This window comes from Stenotrophomonas sp. CCNWLW57, assembly GCF_037203925.1.
GTDB lineage: Bacteria > Pseudomonadota > Gammaproteobacteria > Xanthomonadales > Xanthomonadaceae > Stenotrophomonas > Stenotrophomonas rhizophila_A.
The window spans coordinates 875,155-892,465 of the sequence record NZ_JBBCBJ010000001.1 but is presented as its reverse complement, the minus strand read 5'-3'; the positions used below and the strand labels follow the sequence as shown (position 1 = coordinate 892,465).

Below are 17,311 nucleotides of genomic sequence, written 5' to 3'. Positions count from 1 at the left end.
CGCAATGGCCGGCACCACCTGGGCCGGCCAACGGCCGGCGCGACCGGCGCATGCGCCCTGATCCCAATGGTCACGGCGGATGGTCCCCGATTCTGATGGGCCCCATGGTCGATTGATCCCAATCCCAATTCGTCCGTAAAAATTCGTAGCCCCGGCCGTTGGCCGGACGAAGTCATCCGAAACCGATCCAACGCGGCTCGCTGCCGCCGTCCCGACGTTTTCCCCCAACCAAGGGACCCGTCAGACAGCGCGACCGATTCCGAGGCCGCCCCCAGCCGCCTGCGTTAGGATGTCCGCCTGCCGTCGCCGGACCCTTCCATGCGCCACTTTGTTGCCTCGCTCGCCCTCATGCTCGCTTCGACCACCATCGCCCACGCCGAAAAGCTCACCCTGGATGCCATCACCGGGCCGCTGCCGCTGTCCGGCCCGACCCTGATGAAGCCCAAGGTGGCGCCGGATGGCTCGCGCGTGAGCTTCCTGCGCGGCAAAGAGGCCGACCGCAACCAGCTGGACCTGTGGGCGTATGACATCGCCAGCGGCCAGACCCGCCTGCTGGTCGATTCGAAGGTGGTGCTGCCCGGCGATGAAACCCTGAGCGATGCCGAGAAGGCCCGCCGCGAGCGCCAGCGCATTGCCGCCATGACCGGCATCGTGGATTACCAGTGGTCGCCCGACGCGCGCACCCTGCTGTTCCCGCTGGGCGGCGAACTGTATCTGTACGACCTGGACAAGCAGGGCCAGGCCGCCGTGCGCCAGCTCACCCACGGTGAGGGCTTCGCCACCGATGCCAAGCTGTCGCCCAAGGGCGGCTTCGTCAGCTTCGTGCGCGACCGCAACCTGTGGGTGATCGACCTGGCCAGCGGTCGCCAGATCCAGCTCACCCGCGATGGCAGCGAGACCATCGGCAATGGCGTGGCCGAATTCGTCGCCGACGAGGAAATGGACCGCCACACCGGTTACTGGTGGGCGCCGGACGACTCGGCCATCGCCTTTGCGCGCATCGACGAATCGCCGGTGCCGGTGCAGAAGCGCTATGAGATGTACGCCGACCGCATCGAGATGATCGAACAGCGCTACCCGGCCGCCGGCGACCACAACGTCACCGTCAAGCTGGGCGTGATCGCCCCGCGCGCCGATGCCGCCGCGCGCTGGGTCGATCTGGGCCGCAACGCGGACATCTACCTGGCCCGCGTCGATTGGCGCGACCCGCAGCACCTCACCTTCCAGCGCCAGTCGCGCGACCAGAAGACCCTGGAACTGATCCAGGCCGACCTGGAAAGCGGCAAGCAGCGCACCCTGGTCACTGAAACGTCGCCGACCTGGGTGCCGCTGCACAACAGCCTGCATTTCCTCAAGCAGGGCGGTTTCCTGTGGTCGTCCGAGCGCAGCGGTTTCCAGCACCTGTACCGCGTGTCCGATGACGGCAAGAGCGTGACCGCACTCACCAGCGGCAACTGGCCGGTGGACGAACTGCTGGCCGTGGACGAAGACGCCGGCAAGGTCTACTTCCGCGCCGGGGTGGATTCCTCGCGCGAAAGCCAGCTCTACGCCGTGCCGCTGCAGGGCGGGGCGCTGCAGCGCCTGTCCAGCGAACCGGGCATGCACAGCGCCAGTTTCGCGAAGAACGCCAGCGTGTACGTGGACAGCTGGTCCAACACCACCACGCCGCCGCAGATCGCGCTGCACCGTGCCAATGGCGAAAAGATCGCCACGCTGGTGGAGAACAACCTGGAAGATCCCAGCCACCCGTACGCGCGCTACCTGGATGCGCAGCGCCCGGTGGAGTTCGGCACCCTCACCGCGGCCGACGGCCGCACCGCGCTGAACTACAGCCTGATCAAGCCCGCTGGCTTCGACCCGGCCAAGCGCTATCCGGTGGTGGTGTACGTGTATGGCGGCCCGGCCAGCCAGACCGTCACCGACAGCTGGCCCGGCCGTGGCGACCACCTGTTCAACCAGTACCTGGCCCAGCAGGGCTATCTGGTGTTCTCGCTGGACAACCGCGGCACCCCGCGCCGTGGCCGCGATTTCGGCGGTGCGCTGTACGGCGTGCAGGGCACGGTGGAAGTGGCCGACCAGCTCAAGGGCGTGGAATGGCTCAAGCAGCAGCCGTGGGTGGACCCGGCGCGCATCGGCGTGCAGGGCTGGTCCAACGGCGGCTACATGACCCTGATGCTGCTGGCCAAGGCGTCGGACCAGTACGCCTGCGGCGTGGCCGGCGCGCCGGTTACCGACTGGGGCCTGTACGACACCCATTACACCGAACGCTACATGGACCTGCCGGCGCGCAACGCCAAGGGCTATGAAGAAGCGCGGGTGCTGGCCCACATCGACGGCCTGCGCTCGCGCCTGCTGCTGATCCACGGCATGGCCGACGACAACGTGCTGTTCACCAATTCCACCGAATTGATGAGCGCGCTGCAGAAGCGCGGCCAGCCGTTCGAACTGATGACCTACCCGGGCGCCAAGCACGGCCTGTCGGGCAGCAACGCGCTGCACCGTTACCGCCTGGCCGAGGATTTCCTGGGCCGCTGCCTCAAGCCGTAACGCACGCTTCCGGGAGCCCCACCTGGCGCCGTCAGTGCCGGTGGGGCGCGGGCGGGGGCCCGCCGGGCGGCGGCCATGACCTCCGGCCGATTGCCGCTGCCTCCCCGAGTGCGTAGGGTCGCAGGCACCCGCTCACTGGAGTCCTGCATGAAGCCGCTTGCCCTTGCCGTCGCGTTGGCCCTTTCCGTCCCCGCCGCGCTCAGTGCGCCGCCGGCCTTCGCTGCCGCTCCTGCCGCCACCAAGGCCCCGGCCAGTGCGGCCTGGGTGACCCGCAGCAACGAACTGGCGCAGATCCTGCTCGATGCGCAGGGCCCGTTCCAGCCGGAAGAGACCGGCTTCTTCGGCGTGCCGGGCTACGACGACAAGGTGGCCGATTTCGGGCCGGACAACGCCAAGCGCTACCGCGCCGCGATGGCCAAGGCGCGCGACCAGCTCAAGGCAAAGCTCGCCAGCGAGCGCGACCCGAACGTGCGCCAGGACCTGGCGATCATGATCGCCGCCGCCGACGAGAACATCGAAGGCAGCGAACTCAACGAAAAGTACCTGCTGCCGTGGAGCGATACCCCGCAGACGGTGTTCAGCGGCATCAACCTGCTGCTGTCCGACCAGGTGCCGGCCGAGCGCCGCGCCAAGGCGCTGGACCGCCTGAAGGCGTATGCCGGCCTGGCGCCGGGCACCACCGCCATCACCACGCTGTCGCGCCAGCGCTATGAAGAGCGCCTGGCCGACAAGACCCTGCTGCAGCCGACGAAGATCGAGGTCGAGCAGTCGCTGGCCAACGTCGATACCTACATCACCGGCATCGAAAAGCTGTTCGACAAGTACAAGGTCGCCGGCGCCGACGAAGCGCTGAAGACCATCGCCACCCAGCTGCGCGAGTACCGCGACTGGACCAAGGCGGAGGTGCTGCCCAAGGCACGTGCCGATGCGCGCCTGCCCGAGCCGCTGTACGCCTTCCAGCTCAAGCGCGTGGGCATCGACATCGACCCGAAGCTGCTGATGCAGCGTGCGCAGCTGGAATTCATGGAAACGCGTTCGGCGATGCGTCAGCTGGCCCCGCTGGTGGTGAAGGCCAAGGGCCTGAAGGTGGCCGACCCGACCGACCCGGTGGCAGTGATCCGCGCGCTGAAGGGTGACAAGATCGCCAACGACCAGCTGGAGCACCACTACCGCGGCGTGATCGATGCGATCGACCCGATCATCCGCGCCCAGAAGATCGTGGACGTGCCGCAGCGCCCGATGCAGATGCGGCTGGGCTCGGCCGCCGAAAGCGCTGCCTCGCCGGCCCCGCACTTCCTGCCGGCGCCGCTGGTGGGCAACACCGGCCAGCAGGGCACCTTCGTGTTGCCGCTGGGCAACCCGGCCGCCGGCGACAAGGCCGCGCAGTATGACGACTTCAACTTCGGCTCGGCCGCGTGGACGCTGAGCGCGCACGAAGGTCGCCCGGGCCATGAGCTGCAGTTCACCGCGATGGTGGAGCGCGGCGTATCGCTGGCGCGCACGATGTTCGCGTTCAATTCGGTCAACGTGGAAGGCTGGGCGCTGTATGCAGAAGCCGAAATGGTGCCGTATGAGCCGCTGGACGGGCAGTTGATCGCCCTGCAGTTCCGCCTGCTGCGCGCCGCGCGCGCGATGCTTGATCCGATGCTCAACCTGGGGCTTATCGACCGGGCCAAGGCCGAGCGCGTGCTGATCGACGAAGTGGGCCTGTCGCAGGCCATGGCCACCCAGGAACTGGACCGTTACATGGTGCGGTCGCCGGGCCAGGCGGGCAGCTACTTCTACGGCTACACCCGGATCCTGGAACTGCGCATGCAGACCGAACTGGCGCTGGGCGCGAAGTTCGACCGCCTGGCCTTCAACAACTTCCTGCTCGACCAGGGCCTGCTCCCGCCGGACCAGCTGGCCAAGGCGGTCAACGAGGTGTTCATCCCCAAGCACCGGTAACGGTGCCGGAAAACCGGTAGCGCCGGCCGTTGGCCGGCCCAAGCGGTAGAAGGTTCCCTGAGGGCCGGCCAACGGCCGGCGCTACCGGGGGCACGGTGACGCGCTGCGTTATCGTGTTGGGGTGATCGTCTGCACCGGCAGGCGCTCCGCCGGTGGCGGGTTGGGAACCCAGATGGCCACGCCGGCCGCGCGCTTCTGCGTGGTCGGAATGCCGATGCCCACGCCGCCGCCACTGTGCGAACCGTAGCTGCCGCCGCCTACGGACAGGCCGCCGCCCGAACTGCTGGACTCCACGCCCATCAGGATCACCCCGTTGGCGCCGAGCGCGGCCGCTTCCTTCTTCAGCCGCATCACCGCCGCATCGGTCTGGCCCTGGGTGCCGAAGCCTGCCGCGCTGGTGGACTCCAGCTGGGCGATTTCAATCGAACCCGGCGGTGGAGTGGAATAGATCTGAACCAGCGCCGGATCGGTGGGTGCACGGGTCTGGCCCAGCATCACCTTGGAGGTGCTGGCGCAGCCGGTCACGGCCAGCAGCACGCCGAGCAGCGGAAGGAGTCGAATGTTCATGGGTTCACCCTTGTTTGGCCTGGTCGGCCTGCGCCTGGATCATCCGGGCCGGCCACTGAATCGGCGCCAACCCCGTTCTGGCGAACGTTAACACCGCCGGGGTGAGCCTGCCGCATCCCGATCTTGCCGCCGCCATCACGCGCCACTGGCGCGGGGGTCGCTACGCTGCCGCCAGCATTTTCAGGCAAGGGGAGCGGGGCATGGGATTGATCAGTTTGTTGTGGGGCGTCGTGGCCCTGTTGTGGATGATCCTGGCCCTGATCCCGCTGCTGGGCTGGGGCAACTGGTTCCTGATCCCGTTCGCCGCAGTCGGTGCGGTCATCGGCGCGCTGGGCATCCTGTTCACCCACCCGACCAAACGCGGCCGCGCGTGGACCGGCCTGCTGCTCAACGCGGTCGTGGTGGTGGTGGGCATCGTCCGCCTGTCCATCGGCGGCGGGATCCTCTGACTGCGACACCCCGTCGCACCTGCCGGGATGTCGCGGGCAAGGGCGTAGAATGACCGCCCCATGATCATTCGTCCCCGCCCACACGGCTGGCAGCTGCTGTACATCCTGCGCGGCTCCATCGTGCCTGCCATCGCGCCGAAAGTGGCCGCCATCTTCGTGCTGGCCGTCGCGGTGGCCACCTTCGCCGAACTGGCCCACCCGCCGGGCATCGAGCGTGTGTCGGTGGCGCCGTTCACGCTGCTGGGCCTGGTGCTGTCCATCTTCCTGAGCTTCCGCAACAACGCCTGCTTCGACCGCTGGTGGGAAGGGCGCAAGCTGTGGGGCCAGCTCATCTATGAATCGCGCAGCCTGGCGCGGCTGTGCAGCACGCTGCTGGCCGGAGAGCCGGCGCGCGCCGACCGCATCTGCCGCCTGGCCATCGCCTTCGCACATGCACTGGCCGCACGCCTGCGCGGGCAGGACGCCGCGCTGGCCGGGCTGCCCTGGGTAACCGAGGCCGACCGCGAGCGCTACGCGCAACGCCAGAACGTGCCGGACCAGCTGCTGGCGATGATCGCGGTGGAAACCACCGCCGCGCTGCATGCCGGCGAGGTCGACAGCATCCTGTATGCCCAGTTCGAAACCCGCCTGCATGCGTTGTCCAGCATCCAGGCCGGCTGCGAGCGCATCCTGCTGACCCCGCTGCCGTTCGCCTACACCCTGCTGCTGCACCGCTGCGCGTGGATGTTCTGCGTGCTCCTGCCGTTCGGCCTGGCCAGTTCGCTGGGCTGGGCCACTCCAGTGGTGTCAGCGGTGCTGGCCTATGCCTTCTTCGGGCTGGACCAGTTGGGCGAGGAAATGGAAGAACCGTTCGGGCTGGAACCCAACGACCTGCCGCTGGATGCGATGGTCCGCACCATCGAAATCGACCTGCTCGACAGCCTGGGCGTGCGCCCGCTGCCGGAACCCCTGCAACCGCAGCGCTACCTGCTGCAGTAACCGAATATTGTCTGGAGCATCCCATGGCCCACCCCGACTATCGCCCCCGCCGCATGCGCCACGACGAGTTCTCGCGCCGGCTGATGCGCGAAAACACGCTGACCACCGACGACCTGATCTACCCGGTGTTCGTGCACGAGCTGGCCGGCCGAGCGCCGGTCGCTTCGATGCCGGGCGTGGAACGGCTGTCGATCGATGAGCTGCTGAAAGTGGCCGAGGAAGCCTTGGAACTTGGCATTCCGGTGATCGACCTGTTCCCGGTGATCGACCCGGCCGGCAAGAGCCTGGATGCGGCCGCCGCCTGGGACGAGAACGGCCTGGCGCAGCGGGCGATCCGAGCGCTGAAATCGCGCTTCCCCGAGCTGGGGGTGATGACCGACGTGGCGCTGGATCCGTACACCACCCACGGCCAGGACGGGATCATCGACGACAAGGGCTACGTGCTCAACGACATCACCGTGGCCGCGCTGGTCAAGCAGTCGCTCTCGCACGCCGAAGCCGGCGTGGACATCATTTCGCCGTCGGACATGATGGATGGCCGCATCGGCGCGATCCGCCGCGCGCTGGACGCACAGAGCCACGTCAACGTTCGCATCATGGCCTATTCGGCCAAGTACGCCTCGGCGTTCTACGGCCCGTTCCGCGACGCGGTGGGCAGCTCGGCCAGCCTCGGCAAGGCCGACAAGAAGACCTACCAGATGGACCCGGCCAACGGCGACGAGGCCATGCGCGAAATCGCGCTGGACTTGGAAGAGGGCGCGGACATGGTGATGGTCAAGCCGGGCATGCCCTATCTGGACCTGGTGCGCCGGGTGAAGCAGCAGTTCGGCGTGCCGACCTTCGCGTACCAGGTCAGCGGCGAGTACGCGATGATGAAAGCGGCCTTCGCCAACGGTTGGCTGGACGAACGCGCCTGCGTGCTGGAGTCGCTGATCGGCTTCAAGCGCGCCGGTGCCGATGGCGTGCTGACCTATTTCGCACCGCAGGTGGCGCGTTGGCTGCGCGAACGCTGACAATACGCGTCAACACGCAGACAGGAGCAGGATGATGCAGACGATGGGATGGGTGCAGTGGCTGACCTGGGGCACCGGCGTGCTGGTGTTCGCGGTGGTGATCGGCCTGGTCATCCGCGGCGTGCTGCGTGCCGCCCGCCGCGCGCCCGAGCAACCCTCGGCCGCCGCCCGCCTGGCCCGCGAAGCCAACCTGCCGCCGGCCGTGCAGGCCCAGCTGGCCGCGCTGAACCAGCGCAAGGACAACGGCGAGATCAGCGAAACCGAGTACGAAGAGCAGCGCGCCGCCTTGCTGCGCGCGTACTGAAGGAAAAGCGTACCGACCAACGGTCGGTACCTACCATCCTTACCCGCAGCCAGCCACCGCTGGTGTGCGCAACCTGTACAGATCCAACCCGCCGGCCTTCGGCGACTTTGCCTGCCCAGCCACCACCATCTCGCTGGGCTTGGACGCATCCACCACCGGCGCACCGGTCTGCCCGTCGGCGGTATTGAACGACAACCCCAGCGGCACCGCCGCCGCGCCGTAGTCGCAGCCCACCTGCCACACCTGCGAATGCCCACCGGCCACGCGGGTAAACACGAGCGCCCCGCCATTGCCCAGCCAATCACCGCCCAGCTCGTCGGCCGCGCTGTTGAGCGGCGCCGGGAGCGGCGTCGCGGCGTTGAAACCCCGGCCCTGCGCGGTCGCCACGAACAGGTCGAACCCACCCTGGGTGCCCTTGCCATTGCGGGCAAACAGCAGCACCTGCCCATCCGGCCGCAGCGCCGGGCGGCGCTCGTCGGCTGCCGTGTTGACCGTCACCGGCATCGCCAGCACGGTGCCGAAGCTGCCGTCCTCGCGGATCATCACCCCATACAGGTCGAACCCACCGCGCCCGCTGCCGCCGTTGGAGGCGAAGTACAGCCAGGCCCCGTCGTGGCTGAAGAACGGATCCACCTCATCCCCGGCAGTGTTGAACGCCAGCGGCGCCGGGTCCTGCCAGCGCCCGTCGCGCAGCGTGGCCTGCCACAGGTCCCAGCCGCCGGCGCCGCCGGGCCGGTCGCTGGCCCAGATGATGCGCTTGCCATCCGGCGCGATGGTCGCCTGGGCCTCGTTGGCCTTGGTCGACACCACCCCCATGCCTTCGATGCCGAACTCGGAAAGCGCCATCGCGCCCGGTGCGGAGAGTAAACTCAGGCTCAGCGCGAGCAGAGACAAGGGAGTGCGCATAGTCGCTTCCATTGGGGTTTGCGTTTCAATCCAGGCCCGGAGTTTAAGACACCCATGACCGCCCGTTACGCCGTATTCGGCCAGCCCATCGCCCACTCGCAGTCGCCGCACATCCACGCCGCGTTCGCCCGCCAGGAAGGCATCGCGCTGGATTACCGCGCCATTGAAGCGGCGCCGGCCGATTTCCCGGCTGCGCTGGAGGCGTTCGCCGCCGACGGTGGCGTGGGCGCCAACGTCACCGCGCCACTGAAGGAAATCGCCTTCGGGCTGTGCAAGACGTTCACTTCGCGCGCCAAGTTGGCCGGTTCGGTCAACACGCTGCTGCGCAAGGGCGACTACTGGCACGGCGACACCACCGACGGCGTAGGCCTGGTGCGTGACCTCACCGACCGCCACAGCCTGGACCTGCGCGGCCGCCGCGTGCTGCTGCTGGGCGCGGGCGGCTCGGCACGCAGCGTCGCCCCGGCGCTGCTGGATGCCGGCATCCGCGAACTGGTGGTGGTCAATCGTACCCCCGAGCGTGCCGACGAGCTGAGCGATGCGATCGGCGAGCCCGGCCGCGTGCTGACACAGTACTGGGACCGCATGGACGAACTCGGCGACTTCGAGCTGATCGTCAATGCCACGTCCGCGGGCCGTGACCGCAATGAAGAGTTCAAGCTGCCGCTGTCACTGGTCAACAGCATGACCACCGCCGTGGACCTGAACTATGGCGAGGCCTCCTTCGCGTTCCTGGCCTGGGCCCGCGCGGCACAGTGCCGCAACATCGTCGACGGCCTTGGCATGCTGGTCGAGCAGGCCGCCACCAGCTTCCAGCAGTGGCACGAGGTGCGTCCGGAAACCGGCCCGGTCTATGACGAGCTGCGCGCGAACTACGTGCTGGCGGGTGAAGCGTGAACATGGACCTGCTGCTCAGCCTGCTGGGCATGGCCGCGCTGCGCCTGCCGGTGCTGATCGCGCTGGCGGTGTCGCTGGTGTGGGTGGTGGATACCCCGCGCGGCGCCATCCGCAGTGTCGCCCTGTGGGCGCTGGGCCTGCTGCTGGCCGGCACCCTGGGCGGGCTGGCGCTGAACATCGTCCCGACCTGGCTGGTCCAGACCGGCGACTACGGCAACGTACAGATGCTGTCGTACTGGCTGCGCGGCGGCCACTTCGCGCTGGGCCTGGTGGATGCCCTGGCCACGGTGCTGCTGGTGTGGGCGATGACCCGTGCGCTGCGCAACCGCGCCGCCCCGGCGGCCTGACCGGGCGACCCCGGTCACGGATCTGAACCGGCGCGGAAAAAACCGCGCCGGTCCGGACCCCGGAGCATGAGAAAATACCCGCCTGATCCAGGCAGGACCTCCCCGGCGTGACCGAAAAAGTTGAAGCCCCGCGCGCGCTGAACGACGAGCTCAAGACCGTCATCCGCGATGCCTACGCCAAGCTGCAGGCCAATACCCCCGGCTTCAGCACGCGGCGTTCGCAGAGCCAGATGATCGGCGTGGTCTCGCGTGCGCTGTCGCAGAGCGGCGGGGTAGGCGTGGTCGAGGCGCCCACCGGCGTGGGTAAGAGCCTGGGCTACCTCACCGCCGGCGTGCCGATTGCGCTGGCCACGAAGAAAAAGCTGGTGATCAGCACCGGCACGGTGGCGCTGCAGTCGCAGCTGGTCGAGCGCGACATCCCGAACTTCCTCAAGGCCACCGGCCTGGAGGCCACCGTGGCGCTGGCCAAGGGCCGCACCCGCTACCTGTGCACGCGCAATGCCGCCGAAGCGCATGGCGATGGCGCGCAGGAAGGCATGTTCGAGGATGAGCAGCCGCTGTTCGACCGCCCGCTGGCGCCGATTGAAATGGACCTGGCGCAGAAGCTGAGCAAGGACTTCATCGAAGGCCGCTGGAACGGCGACCTGGACAACGCGCCGGATACCATCAGCCCCTCGCTGCGTTCGCGCATCACCACCCCGGCCTCCGGCTGTGCCGGACGCAAGTGCGCCTACTCCGCCCAGTGCGCCGTGCTGCGCGCGCGCAACACCGTGCGCGACGCCCAGATCGTGGTCACCAATCACGCGTTGCTGCTGTCGGCCTTGTCCATTGGCGAAAGCGACAACGGCCAGCCATTGATCGCCCCCCCGTCGGACATGCTGCTGGTGCTCGACGAAGGCCACCACATCGGCAACGTGGCCATCGACCAGGGCGCGGCCAGCCTGGCCCTGGATGAGATGGCCAAGCGCACCGGCCGCCTGCAGATCCTCATCGCCGCCGCCTACCGCGCGGTGGACAAGGACAAGCTGGGCAACCTGCTGCCCAACGAAGCCATCGACGTGGCCGCGCGGGTCAGCAAGCAGCTGCGCGCGTTCCGCGACGTGATCGACCGCAGCTGGCAACCGGACCCGACCGCGCAGGAACCGATGTGGCGCGCGCCGAACGGGCGGCTGCCGGACATCTGGATGGCCGACATCGAGGCGCTGGCCGATGATACCCGCGCGCTGTTCAACTGGGCCCACGCCGCGCAGTCGCAGGTGGCCAAGGGCAAGCCCGAAGACGCCGCGCGCGAGCGCCTGCAGCGCACGCTGGGCATGGCGCTGGAAATGATCGAACAGCAGCACAACCTGTGGACCGCCTGGCGCCGCGAAGACAAGGAAGGCCAGCCGCCGTTCGCGCGCTGGGTCACCCTCTCGCGCGATGGTGACCTGATCCTGCACGGCTCGCCCGTGTCGGCCGCCAACGTGCTGCGAAAGCTGCTGTGGGACGAAGTGGATTCAGTGGTGATGACCTCGGCCACGCTCACCGGCGGTGGCGATTTCCAGGCGCTCGCGATCGACAACGGCATTCCCAACGAAGCAGAGATGGTCTCGCTGGCGTCCCCGTTCGACCTGCCCAACCAGGCCGAGCTGATCGTGCCCAACTTCCCGGTCACACCGGACGACCGCGACCGGCACCCGAAGGAAGTGGCCAAGTACCTGGTCAAGGAACTGGACTGGAGCAAGGGCAGCATCGTGCTGTTCACCTCGCGCTGGAAGATGGAAAAGGTGGCCGAGCTGATGCCGGCCGCGCAGCGCAAGCAGGTGCTGGTGCAGGGCGAGACCGCCAAGCAGAAGATGATCGACGAGCACCTGCGCCGCACCTCGGCGGGCGAGGGCTCGGTGCTGTTCGGGCTGAACTCGTTCGGCGAAGGCCTCGACCTGCCCGGCGAAGCCTGCACCACGGTGGTGATCACCCAGGTACCGTTCGCGGTGCCGACCGATCCGCAGACCTCCACGTTGAGCGAATGGTTCGAGAGCCGTGGGTTGAACGCCTTCAACCTGATCGCCATTCCGCACGCGCTGCGCACGCTGACCCAGTTCGCCGGCCGCCTGATCCGCACCTCCACCGACACCGGCCGCGTGATCATCCTCGACTCGCGCCTGATCAGCCGCCGTTACGGCAAGCGCATCATCGATGCGTTGCCGCCCTTCAAGCGCGTCATCGGCTGACGAGCACGCGCTACGCGCGACGCATCGGCAGCCGTTCCCCATCGCTCAGGCTGCGCCACAGCCACTCCGCCGGGCCGAAGTAATACCGCCGCAGCCACCACGCACTCAGCCACAGCTGCAGCGGAAACACGATGGCCGCCACCAGCAGCACTGGCCACAGGCCGTGCGAGGGTCCGATACCGAGCCCGAACCCGGCAAACAGCGGTACGCACACCAGGCTCTGCAGCAGGTAGTTGCTCAACGTCATGCGCCCGGCCGGCACCAGCACGCGCAACCCGCGCTCGGCCCACGGCCGCAGGTACAGCAGCGCGAATCCGCAGGCGATGGCGATGCCCAGCGCCAGCGGTGCCACCCGGTAGCTCACCCGCAGCAGATAGCCCGGTACCCCATCGCGCAGCAGCGGCCATTGCGCCTTCAGCGCGGGCGCAGCGGCCTCGATGCACAGGAACACCACCCCAACCACCGCGCCGCCGACGCACAGGCCCCACAGCAGCGACAGGTGCTGTTCGGGCCGCTGCAACAGCCCCCGGCGCCCCGCCCAGTAGCCCAGCAGGAAGCGGCCCAGCACGAACAGCAGCAGGGCCCAGTTGGTCAGCCGCACCCAGCCGCCCAGCACCAGGTTCTGCCACCACGCCTGCCAGAGCGTGCCGCTGGACAGCGCATCCAGCGCATTCCCATACATCTGCGTGCGCGGCGTCAGCGTCAGCACCCACTCGCGCATCCACGGCGACAGCAGCGGTGGCAGGAACAGCGCCGCCACCAGGCCGGCCACCAGCAACCCGCGGTTGCCCAGGTGCCGGAACAGCGGCAGCAGCAGGCCGACGACGGCATAGGTCAGCAGGATGTCGCCCCACCACAGCACCGTGGCATGCAGCAGCCCGATCAGGGCCAACGCCCCCATCCGGCGCAGATGCGGAACCAGCCCGGGCTGTCTCTCCATCTGCATGGCAAAGCCCATGCCGAACAGCAGCGAGAAGATCGTCACCGCCTTCATATCCAGCAGCCACCCCATCCCGGTGCGCACCACATGATCCAGCGTGGCACTCCGCAGCGCCTGCTGCGCGGCCTCATCCAGCAAGGCATCCAGCGAATAGAACCGCAGGTTGACCAGGAACACGCCCAGCAGCGCGAAGCCGCGCAGCGCATCGATCAGCGGTTGGCGCGGGGGTCGCGGCGGCGCATCGGTCAACAATTGGCGGGGTGGCCCCATGGCGTAGAGCCACGCCATGCGTGGCTGCGTATCAACAGGCACCCAGTAGAGCCGGGCCCAGCCCGGCTGTCCAGCTACAGCTTGCCCAGATCCCGCACCGCGCCCTTGTCCGCGCTGGTCGCCAACAACGCATAGGCCTTGAGCGCCCCGGTCACCTTGCGCGGACGCGCCTCCCGTGGCTTCCACCCCAACGCATCCTGCTCCGCACGCCGCGTCGCCAAGGTAGCGGCATCCACCAGCACATCAATCCGCCGCGCCGGAATATCGATCCGGATCCGGTCGCCATCCCGCACCAATCCAATCGTGCCGCCCGCCGCCGCTTCGGGTGACGCATGCCCGATCGACAGCCCGGACGTACCACCCGAGAACCGCCCATCGGTCAGCAGCGCACACTGTTTGCCCAGTCCCTTCGATTTCAGGTAGCTGGTCGGGTACAGCATCTCCTGCATGCCAGGCCCGCCACGCGGGCCCTCATAGCGGATCACCACCACGTCGCCGGCCCGCACCTCGTCGGCCAGGATGCCCTGCACGGCCGCGTCCTGGCTTTCGAACACCTTCGCATTGCCCTCGAACACGTGGATGGACTCATCCACGCCGGCGGTCTTCACCACGCAGCCATCCTCGGCCAGGTTGCCGCGCAGCACCGCCAGCCCACCTTCGGCCGAATACGCGTTTGCTACATCGCGGATACACCCCTCGGCGCGGTCCAGGTCCAACGAAGGCCAGCGCGTCGCCTGGCTGAAAGCCACCTGGGTCGGAATGCCGGCCGGGCCGGCACTGAAGAATTCATGCACGCCCGCATCGTCGGTCACCGCTACATCCCAGCGCGCAATGGCATCGGCCAGGGTGCGGCTGTGCACGGTCGGCACATCTACATGCAGCAGCCCGCCGCGTGCCAGTGACCCGAGGATTGCGAACACGCCACCGGCGCGGTGCACATCCTCCATGTGGTACTTCGGCGTATTCGGCGCCACCTTGCACAACTGCGGCACCCGTCGCGACAGCGCGTCGATGGCGTGCAGGTCGAAGTCCACCTCCGCTTCCTGCGCGGCCGCCAGCAGATGCAGGATGGTGTTGGTGGAACCGCCCATGGCGATATCCAGCGTCATCGCATTCTCGAATGCCGCACGCGTGGCGATCCCGCGCGGCAGCGCGCTGGCATCTTCGCCGCCATACCAGCGGTGGCACAGCTCCACCACCAGCCGACCGGCACGGCGGAACAGCTGCTCGCGGTCGGCGTGGGTGGCCAGGGTCGACCCGTTGCCTGGCAGCGACAGGCCCAGCGCTTCGGTCAGGCAGTTCATCGAGTTCGCGGTGAACATGCCCGAACACGACCCGCAGGTAGGACAGGCGCTGCGTTCGTACTCGGCCACCTTTTCATCGGAGGCGCTGGCATCGGCGGCGATCACCATTGCATCCACCAGGTCCAGCTTGTGCTCGGCCAGCCGGGTCTTGCCCGCTTCCATCGGCCCACCGGAAACGAACACCACCGGGATGTTCAACCGCAGGGCGGCCATCAGCATGCCGGGGGTGATCTTGTCGCAGTTGGAAATGCACACCAGCGCATCGGCGCAGTGCGCGTTGACCATGTACTCCACCGAGTCGGCGATGATCTCGCGGCTGGGCAGCGAATACAGCATGCCGTCGTGGCCCATGGCGATGCCGTCATCCACCGCGATGGTGTTGAACTCCTTGGCCACCCCGCCGACCTGTTCGATCTCGCGCGCCACCAATTGGCCCAGGTCCTTGAGGTGCACGTGGCCGGGCACGAACTGGGTAAATGAATTGGCGATGGCGATGATCGGCTTGTGGAAGTCCGCATCGGTCATGCCGGTGGCGCGCCACAGGGCGCGGGCGCCGGCCATGTTGCGGCCGGCGGTGGAGGTACGGGAGCGGTATTCAGGCATGGGGGCTGGCAGGATCTGGCGGGCCGTGGGGGCGCGTTGCTACTCGATTCTGCCCAAAAATTCCGGTTGCTGTTGCAACCGTCCGGACGGGCGATCCTGAAACGCCGTTCATCTTTTTCACTTTCCCGGTTTTGGTTGTTGGCGGCGATCAGGCATGATTGAGGCGATAACCGTACACAGGGGGCATGCCGCCATGAAACGTTCCAGGACCACCGCACTGCTGCTGATGAGCGCCGCGCCGCTGCTGTTCACCGCGTGCCAGAAGGATGAGGCCGTGCAGGTGCAGGAGGGGCTGTACACCTCGGTGCAGGCCTGTACCGACGCCACCGGTGACCCGTCCGCCTGCCGCACGGCGTTCGCCGAAGCGCAGAAGCAGTCCGCTGATGCGGCCCCCAAGTACGCCTCGCGTGCCGAATGCGAAGCCGAGTACAACGCCGAGCAGTGCGTGGAACAGAAGACCTCCACCGGCCATTCGTTCATCGGCCCGATGATGATGGGCTTCTTCATGTCGCAGATGCTCAGCAACCGTGGCGGCGCCGGCCTGGCGCAGGCCCCGGCGGCCAGCCCGGCCTACCAGGACAAGGCCAAGGGCTGGGCGCGCCCGGCCCCGGGCGGCAGCGGCGGCCTCAACACCGCCAGCGGCATCGGCGCCGGCAAGGCGGGCCTCGCCCCGGTGAACGCCACCCCGAACCGCGCCGTCACCGCCAGTCGTGGCGGCTTTGGCAACACCAGCAGCAGCCGCAGCAGCTACGGCGGTTGATGCAATGAAGCGTGTGCGAATCGACGAGCGCAGCCAGTGGCGCGCGCGTGCCGCCGAGTCCGGTTTCCGCTTCCACACCATCGACGGCCTGCCGTACTGGGATGAAACCGCGTACTACGCCTTCACCCTGCGCCAGATCGAGCAGGAGATCGAAGACCCCAGCGCCGAGCTGCATGCGATGGCGATGGAACTGGTGGACGAGGTGGTGCGCAGCGAACAGCTGATGGACCAGCTGGCGATTCCGCCCGCGTTCCGCGACTGGATCGCCAACAGCTGGCGCCGCGGCGAACCGCACCTGTACGGCCGGTTGGACTTCGCCTATGACGGCACCGGTCCGGCCAAGCTCTACGAGCTCAATTACGACACGCCGACCTCGCTGTTCGAGGCCTCGTTCTTCCAATGGCAGTGGCTGGAAGACCAGCGCAACCAGAATCGCCTGCCGCCGCACGCCGACCAGTTCAACGCCATCCACGAGGCGCTGGTGGAGCGCTTCGGGCAGCTGTCGGCGCAGTTGCCGCCGCCACTGTACTTCAGTGCCGTGGGCAGTTCCGAAGAAGACCAGGGCACCGTGGCCTACCTGCGCGACTGCGCGGCCCAGGCCGGGCTGCGTGGCGAGGCGATCGCAATCGAAGACATCGGCCTGTCCGAAGACGGGCGCTTCACCGCGCTCGACGACACGGTGATCGGCAGCCTGTTCAAGCTGTACCCGCTGGAAGACCTGATGACCGAATCGTTCGGGCAGGCGCTGCCCACCTCGGGCGTGCAGCTGCTGGAACCGGCGTGGAAGGCGATCCTGAGCAACAAGGGCGTGCTGCCGCTGCTGTGGCAGCGCCACCGTGGCCACCCGAACCTGCTGGCGGCCGAGTTCGATGACGGCAGCGCGCTGCCGGCCGGCTGGGTGCGCAAGCCGCTGTTCTCGCGCGAAGGTGCCAACGTGGCCATGCATTTGGCCGACGGCAGCTGGCAGGAGAGCGAAGGTCCGTACAACGGCCCGGCGATCCGCCAGGCCGCGCATCCGCTCACGTCGTTCGACGGCGGTTACCCGTTGATCGGCAGCTGGATCGTGGGCGACCAGGCCTGCGGCATGGGCATCCGCGAAGATGACAGCCGGATCACCCGCGACAGCGCCCGGTTCGTCCCGCACGCCATCATCGACGAAGCACCAACGCGGATTTACGTCTGATGGGTTACCGGCGTCACGACCAACGGTCGTGACCTACCGGCGAAGCGGCCGTTTGCCGGATCAAACCGGCGCTGCGGCCGGTCCGG

15 protein-coding genes are annotated in these 17,311 nt (G+C 68.0%); 11 read left to right on the top strand and 4 right to left on the bottom strand.

The window, feature by feature from the left end:
* Positions 1–318: 318 nt before the first annotated feature.
* Together V9K91_RS03900 and V9K91_RS03895 are read left to right on the top strand one after the other, a co-directional pair.
* Entirely contained in the window at positions 319–2,547 is a 2,229-nt protein-coding gene (locus V9K91_RS03900) for a S9 family peptidase (protein ID WP_336442729.1), read from the top strand.
* A gap of 147 nt (positions 2,548–2,694) precedes the next feature.
* Positions 2,695–4,494, top strand: a complete 1,800-nt coding sequence (locus V9K91_RS03895; protein WP_336442728.1) for a DUF885 domain-containing protein — start codon at positions 2,695–2,697, stop codon at positions 4,492–4,494.
* Positions 4,495–4,602: 108 nt separating this feature from the next.
* Here the strand turns inward: V9K91_RS03895 and V9K91_RS03890 are convergent, their stop codons facing one another.
* Positions 4,603–5,061, bottom strand: a complete 459-nt coding sequence (locus V9K91_RS03890; RefSeq protein ID WP_068854381.1) for a hypothetical protein — start codon at positions 5,059–5,061, stop codon at positions 4,603–4,605.
* 200 nt (positions 5,062–5,261) lie between these two features.
* Here V9K91_RS03890 and V9K91_RS03885 point away from each other — a divergent pair, with 200 nt between their 5' ends.
* From V9K91_RS03885 to V9K91_RS03870, 4 genes are read left to right on the top strand one after another with little or no spacing between them, the layout of a single operon-like run.
* Entirely contained in the window at positions 5,262–5,510 is a 249-nt protein-coding gene (locus V9K91_RS03885; protein WP_184125975.1) for a hypothetical protein, read from the top strand.
* A gap of 60 nt (positions 5,511–5,570) precedes the next feature.
* Positions 5,571–6,488: a bestrophin family protein gene (locus V9K91_RS03880; protein ID WP_336442727.1), complete on the top strand. Its 918-nt coding sequence runs from the start codon at positions 5,571–5,573 to the stop codon at positions 6,486–6,488.
* A gap of 23 nt (positions 6,489–6,511) precedes the next feature.
* Complete coding sequence (gene hemB, locus V9K91_RS03875; protein ID WP_336442726.1) at positions 6,512–7,501, top strand: porphobilinogen synthase; 990 nt, start codon at positions 6,512–6,514, stop codon at positions 7,499–7,501.
* Positions 7,502–7,532: 31 nt separating this feature from the next.
* Complete coding sequence (locus V9K91_RS03870; RefSeq protein WP_093532686.1) at positions 7,533–7,805, top strand: SHOCT domain-containing protein; 273 nt, start codon at positions 7,533–7,535, stop codon at positions 7,803–7,805.
* A 39-nt stretch (positions 7,806–7,844) separates the two neighbouring features.
* Here V9K91_RS03870 and V9K91_RS03865 read toward each other — a convergent pair whose 3' ends face one another.
* Positions 7,845–8,711 carry a TolB-like protein gene (locus tag V9K91_RS03865; RefSeq protein WP_336442725.1) on the bottom strand — a complete coding sequence of 289 codons (867 nt, stop codon included), beginning with the start codon at positions 8,709–8,711 and terminating at the stop codon, positions 7,845–7,847.
* A gap of 54 nt (positions 8,712–8,765) precedes the next feature.
* On the opposite strand from V9K91_RS03865, the gene aroE reads away from it, so the two are divergent.
* The 3 genes from aroE to dinG all read left to right on the top strand — a co-directional run bounded on the left by aroE (position 8,766) and on the right by dinG (position 12,165).
* The gene (gene aroE, locus V9K91_RS03860; RefSeq protein WP_336442724.1) at positions 8,766–9,608 is read left to right on the top strand and encodes a shikimate dehydrogenase; all 843 of its coding nucleotides are present in this window, start codon (positions 8,766–8,768) and stop codon (positions 9,606–9,608) included.
* 2 nt (positions 9,609–9,610) lie between these two features.
* Complete coding sequence (locus V9K91_RS03855; RefSeq protein WP_307105648.1) at positions 9,611–9,955, top strand: hypothetical protein; 345 nt, start codon at positions 9,611–9,613, stop codon at positions 9,953–9,955.
* A gap of 107 nt (positions 9,956–10,062) precedes the next feature.
* On the top strand, positions 10,063–12,165 hold the full coding sequence (gene dinG, locus V9K91_RS03850; protein WP_093532690.1) for an ATP-dependent DNA helicase DinG: 2,103 nt from the start codon (positions 10,063–10,065) through the stop codon (positions 12,163–12,165).
* Positions 12,166–12,175: 10 nt separating this feature from the next.
* Here the strand turns inward: dinG and V9K91_RS03845 are convergent, their stop codons facing one another.
* Both V9K91_RS03845 and ilvD read right to left on the bottom strand, forming a co-directional pair.
* Entirely contained in the window at positions 12,176–13,393 is a 1,218-nt protein-coding gene (locus tag V9K91_RS03845; protein ID WP_249833293.1) for a DUF418 domain-containing protein, read from the bottom strand.
* 56 nt (positions 13,394–13,449) lie between these two features.
* A complete protein-coding gene (gene ilvD, locus V9K91_RS03840) occupies positions 13,450–15,282 on the bottom strand; it encodes a dihydroxy-acid dehydratase (RefSeq protein WP_095363202.1) in 1,833 nt (610 codons plus the stop codon).
* 193 nt (positions 15,283–15,475) lie between these two features.
* Between ilvD and V9K91_RS03835 the strand changes: the two genes are divergently transcribed.
* Positions 15,476–16,042 carry a DUF1190 domain-containing protein gene (locus tag V9K91_RS03835; RefSeq protein ID WP_095363201.1) on the top strand — a complete coding sequence of 189 codons (567 nt, stop codon included), beginning with the start codon at positions 15,476–15,478 and terminating at the stop codon, positions 16,040–16,042.
* A gap of 4 nt (positions 16,043–16,046) precedes the next feature.
* Positions 16,047–17,225, top strand: a complete 1,179-nt coding sequence (locus V9K91_RS03830; protein WP_095363200.1) for a glutathionylspermidine synthase family protein — start codon at positions 16,047–16,049, stop codon at positions 17,223–17,225.
* The last annotated feature ends 86 nt before the right edge of the window (positions 17,226–17,311 follow it).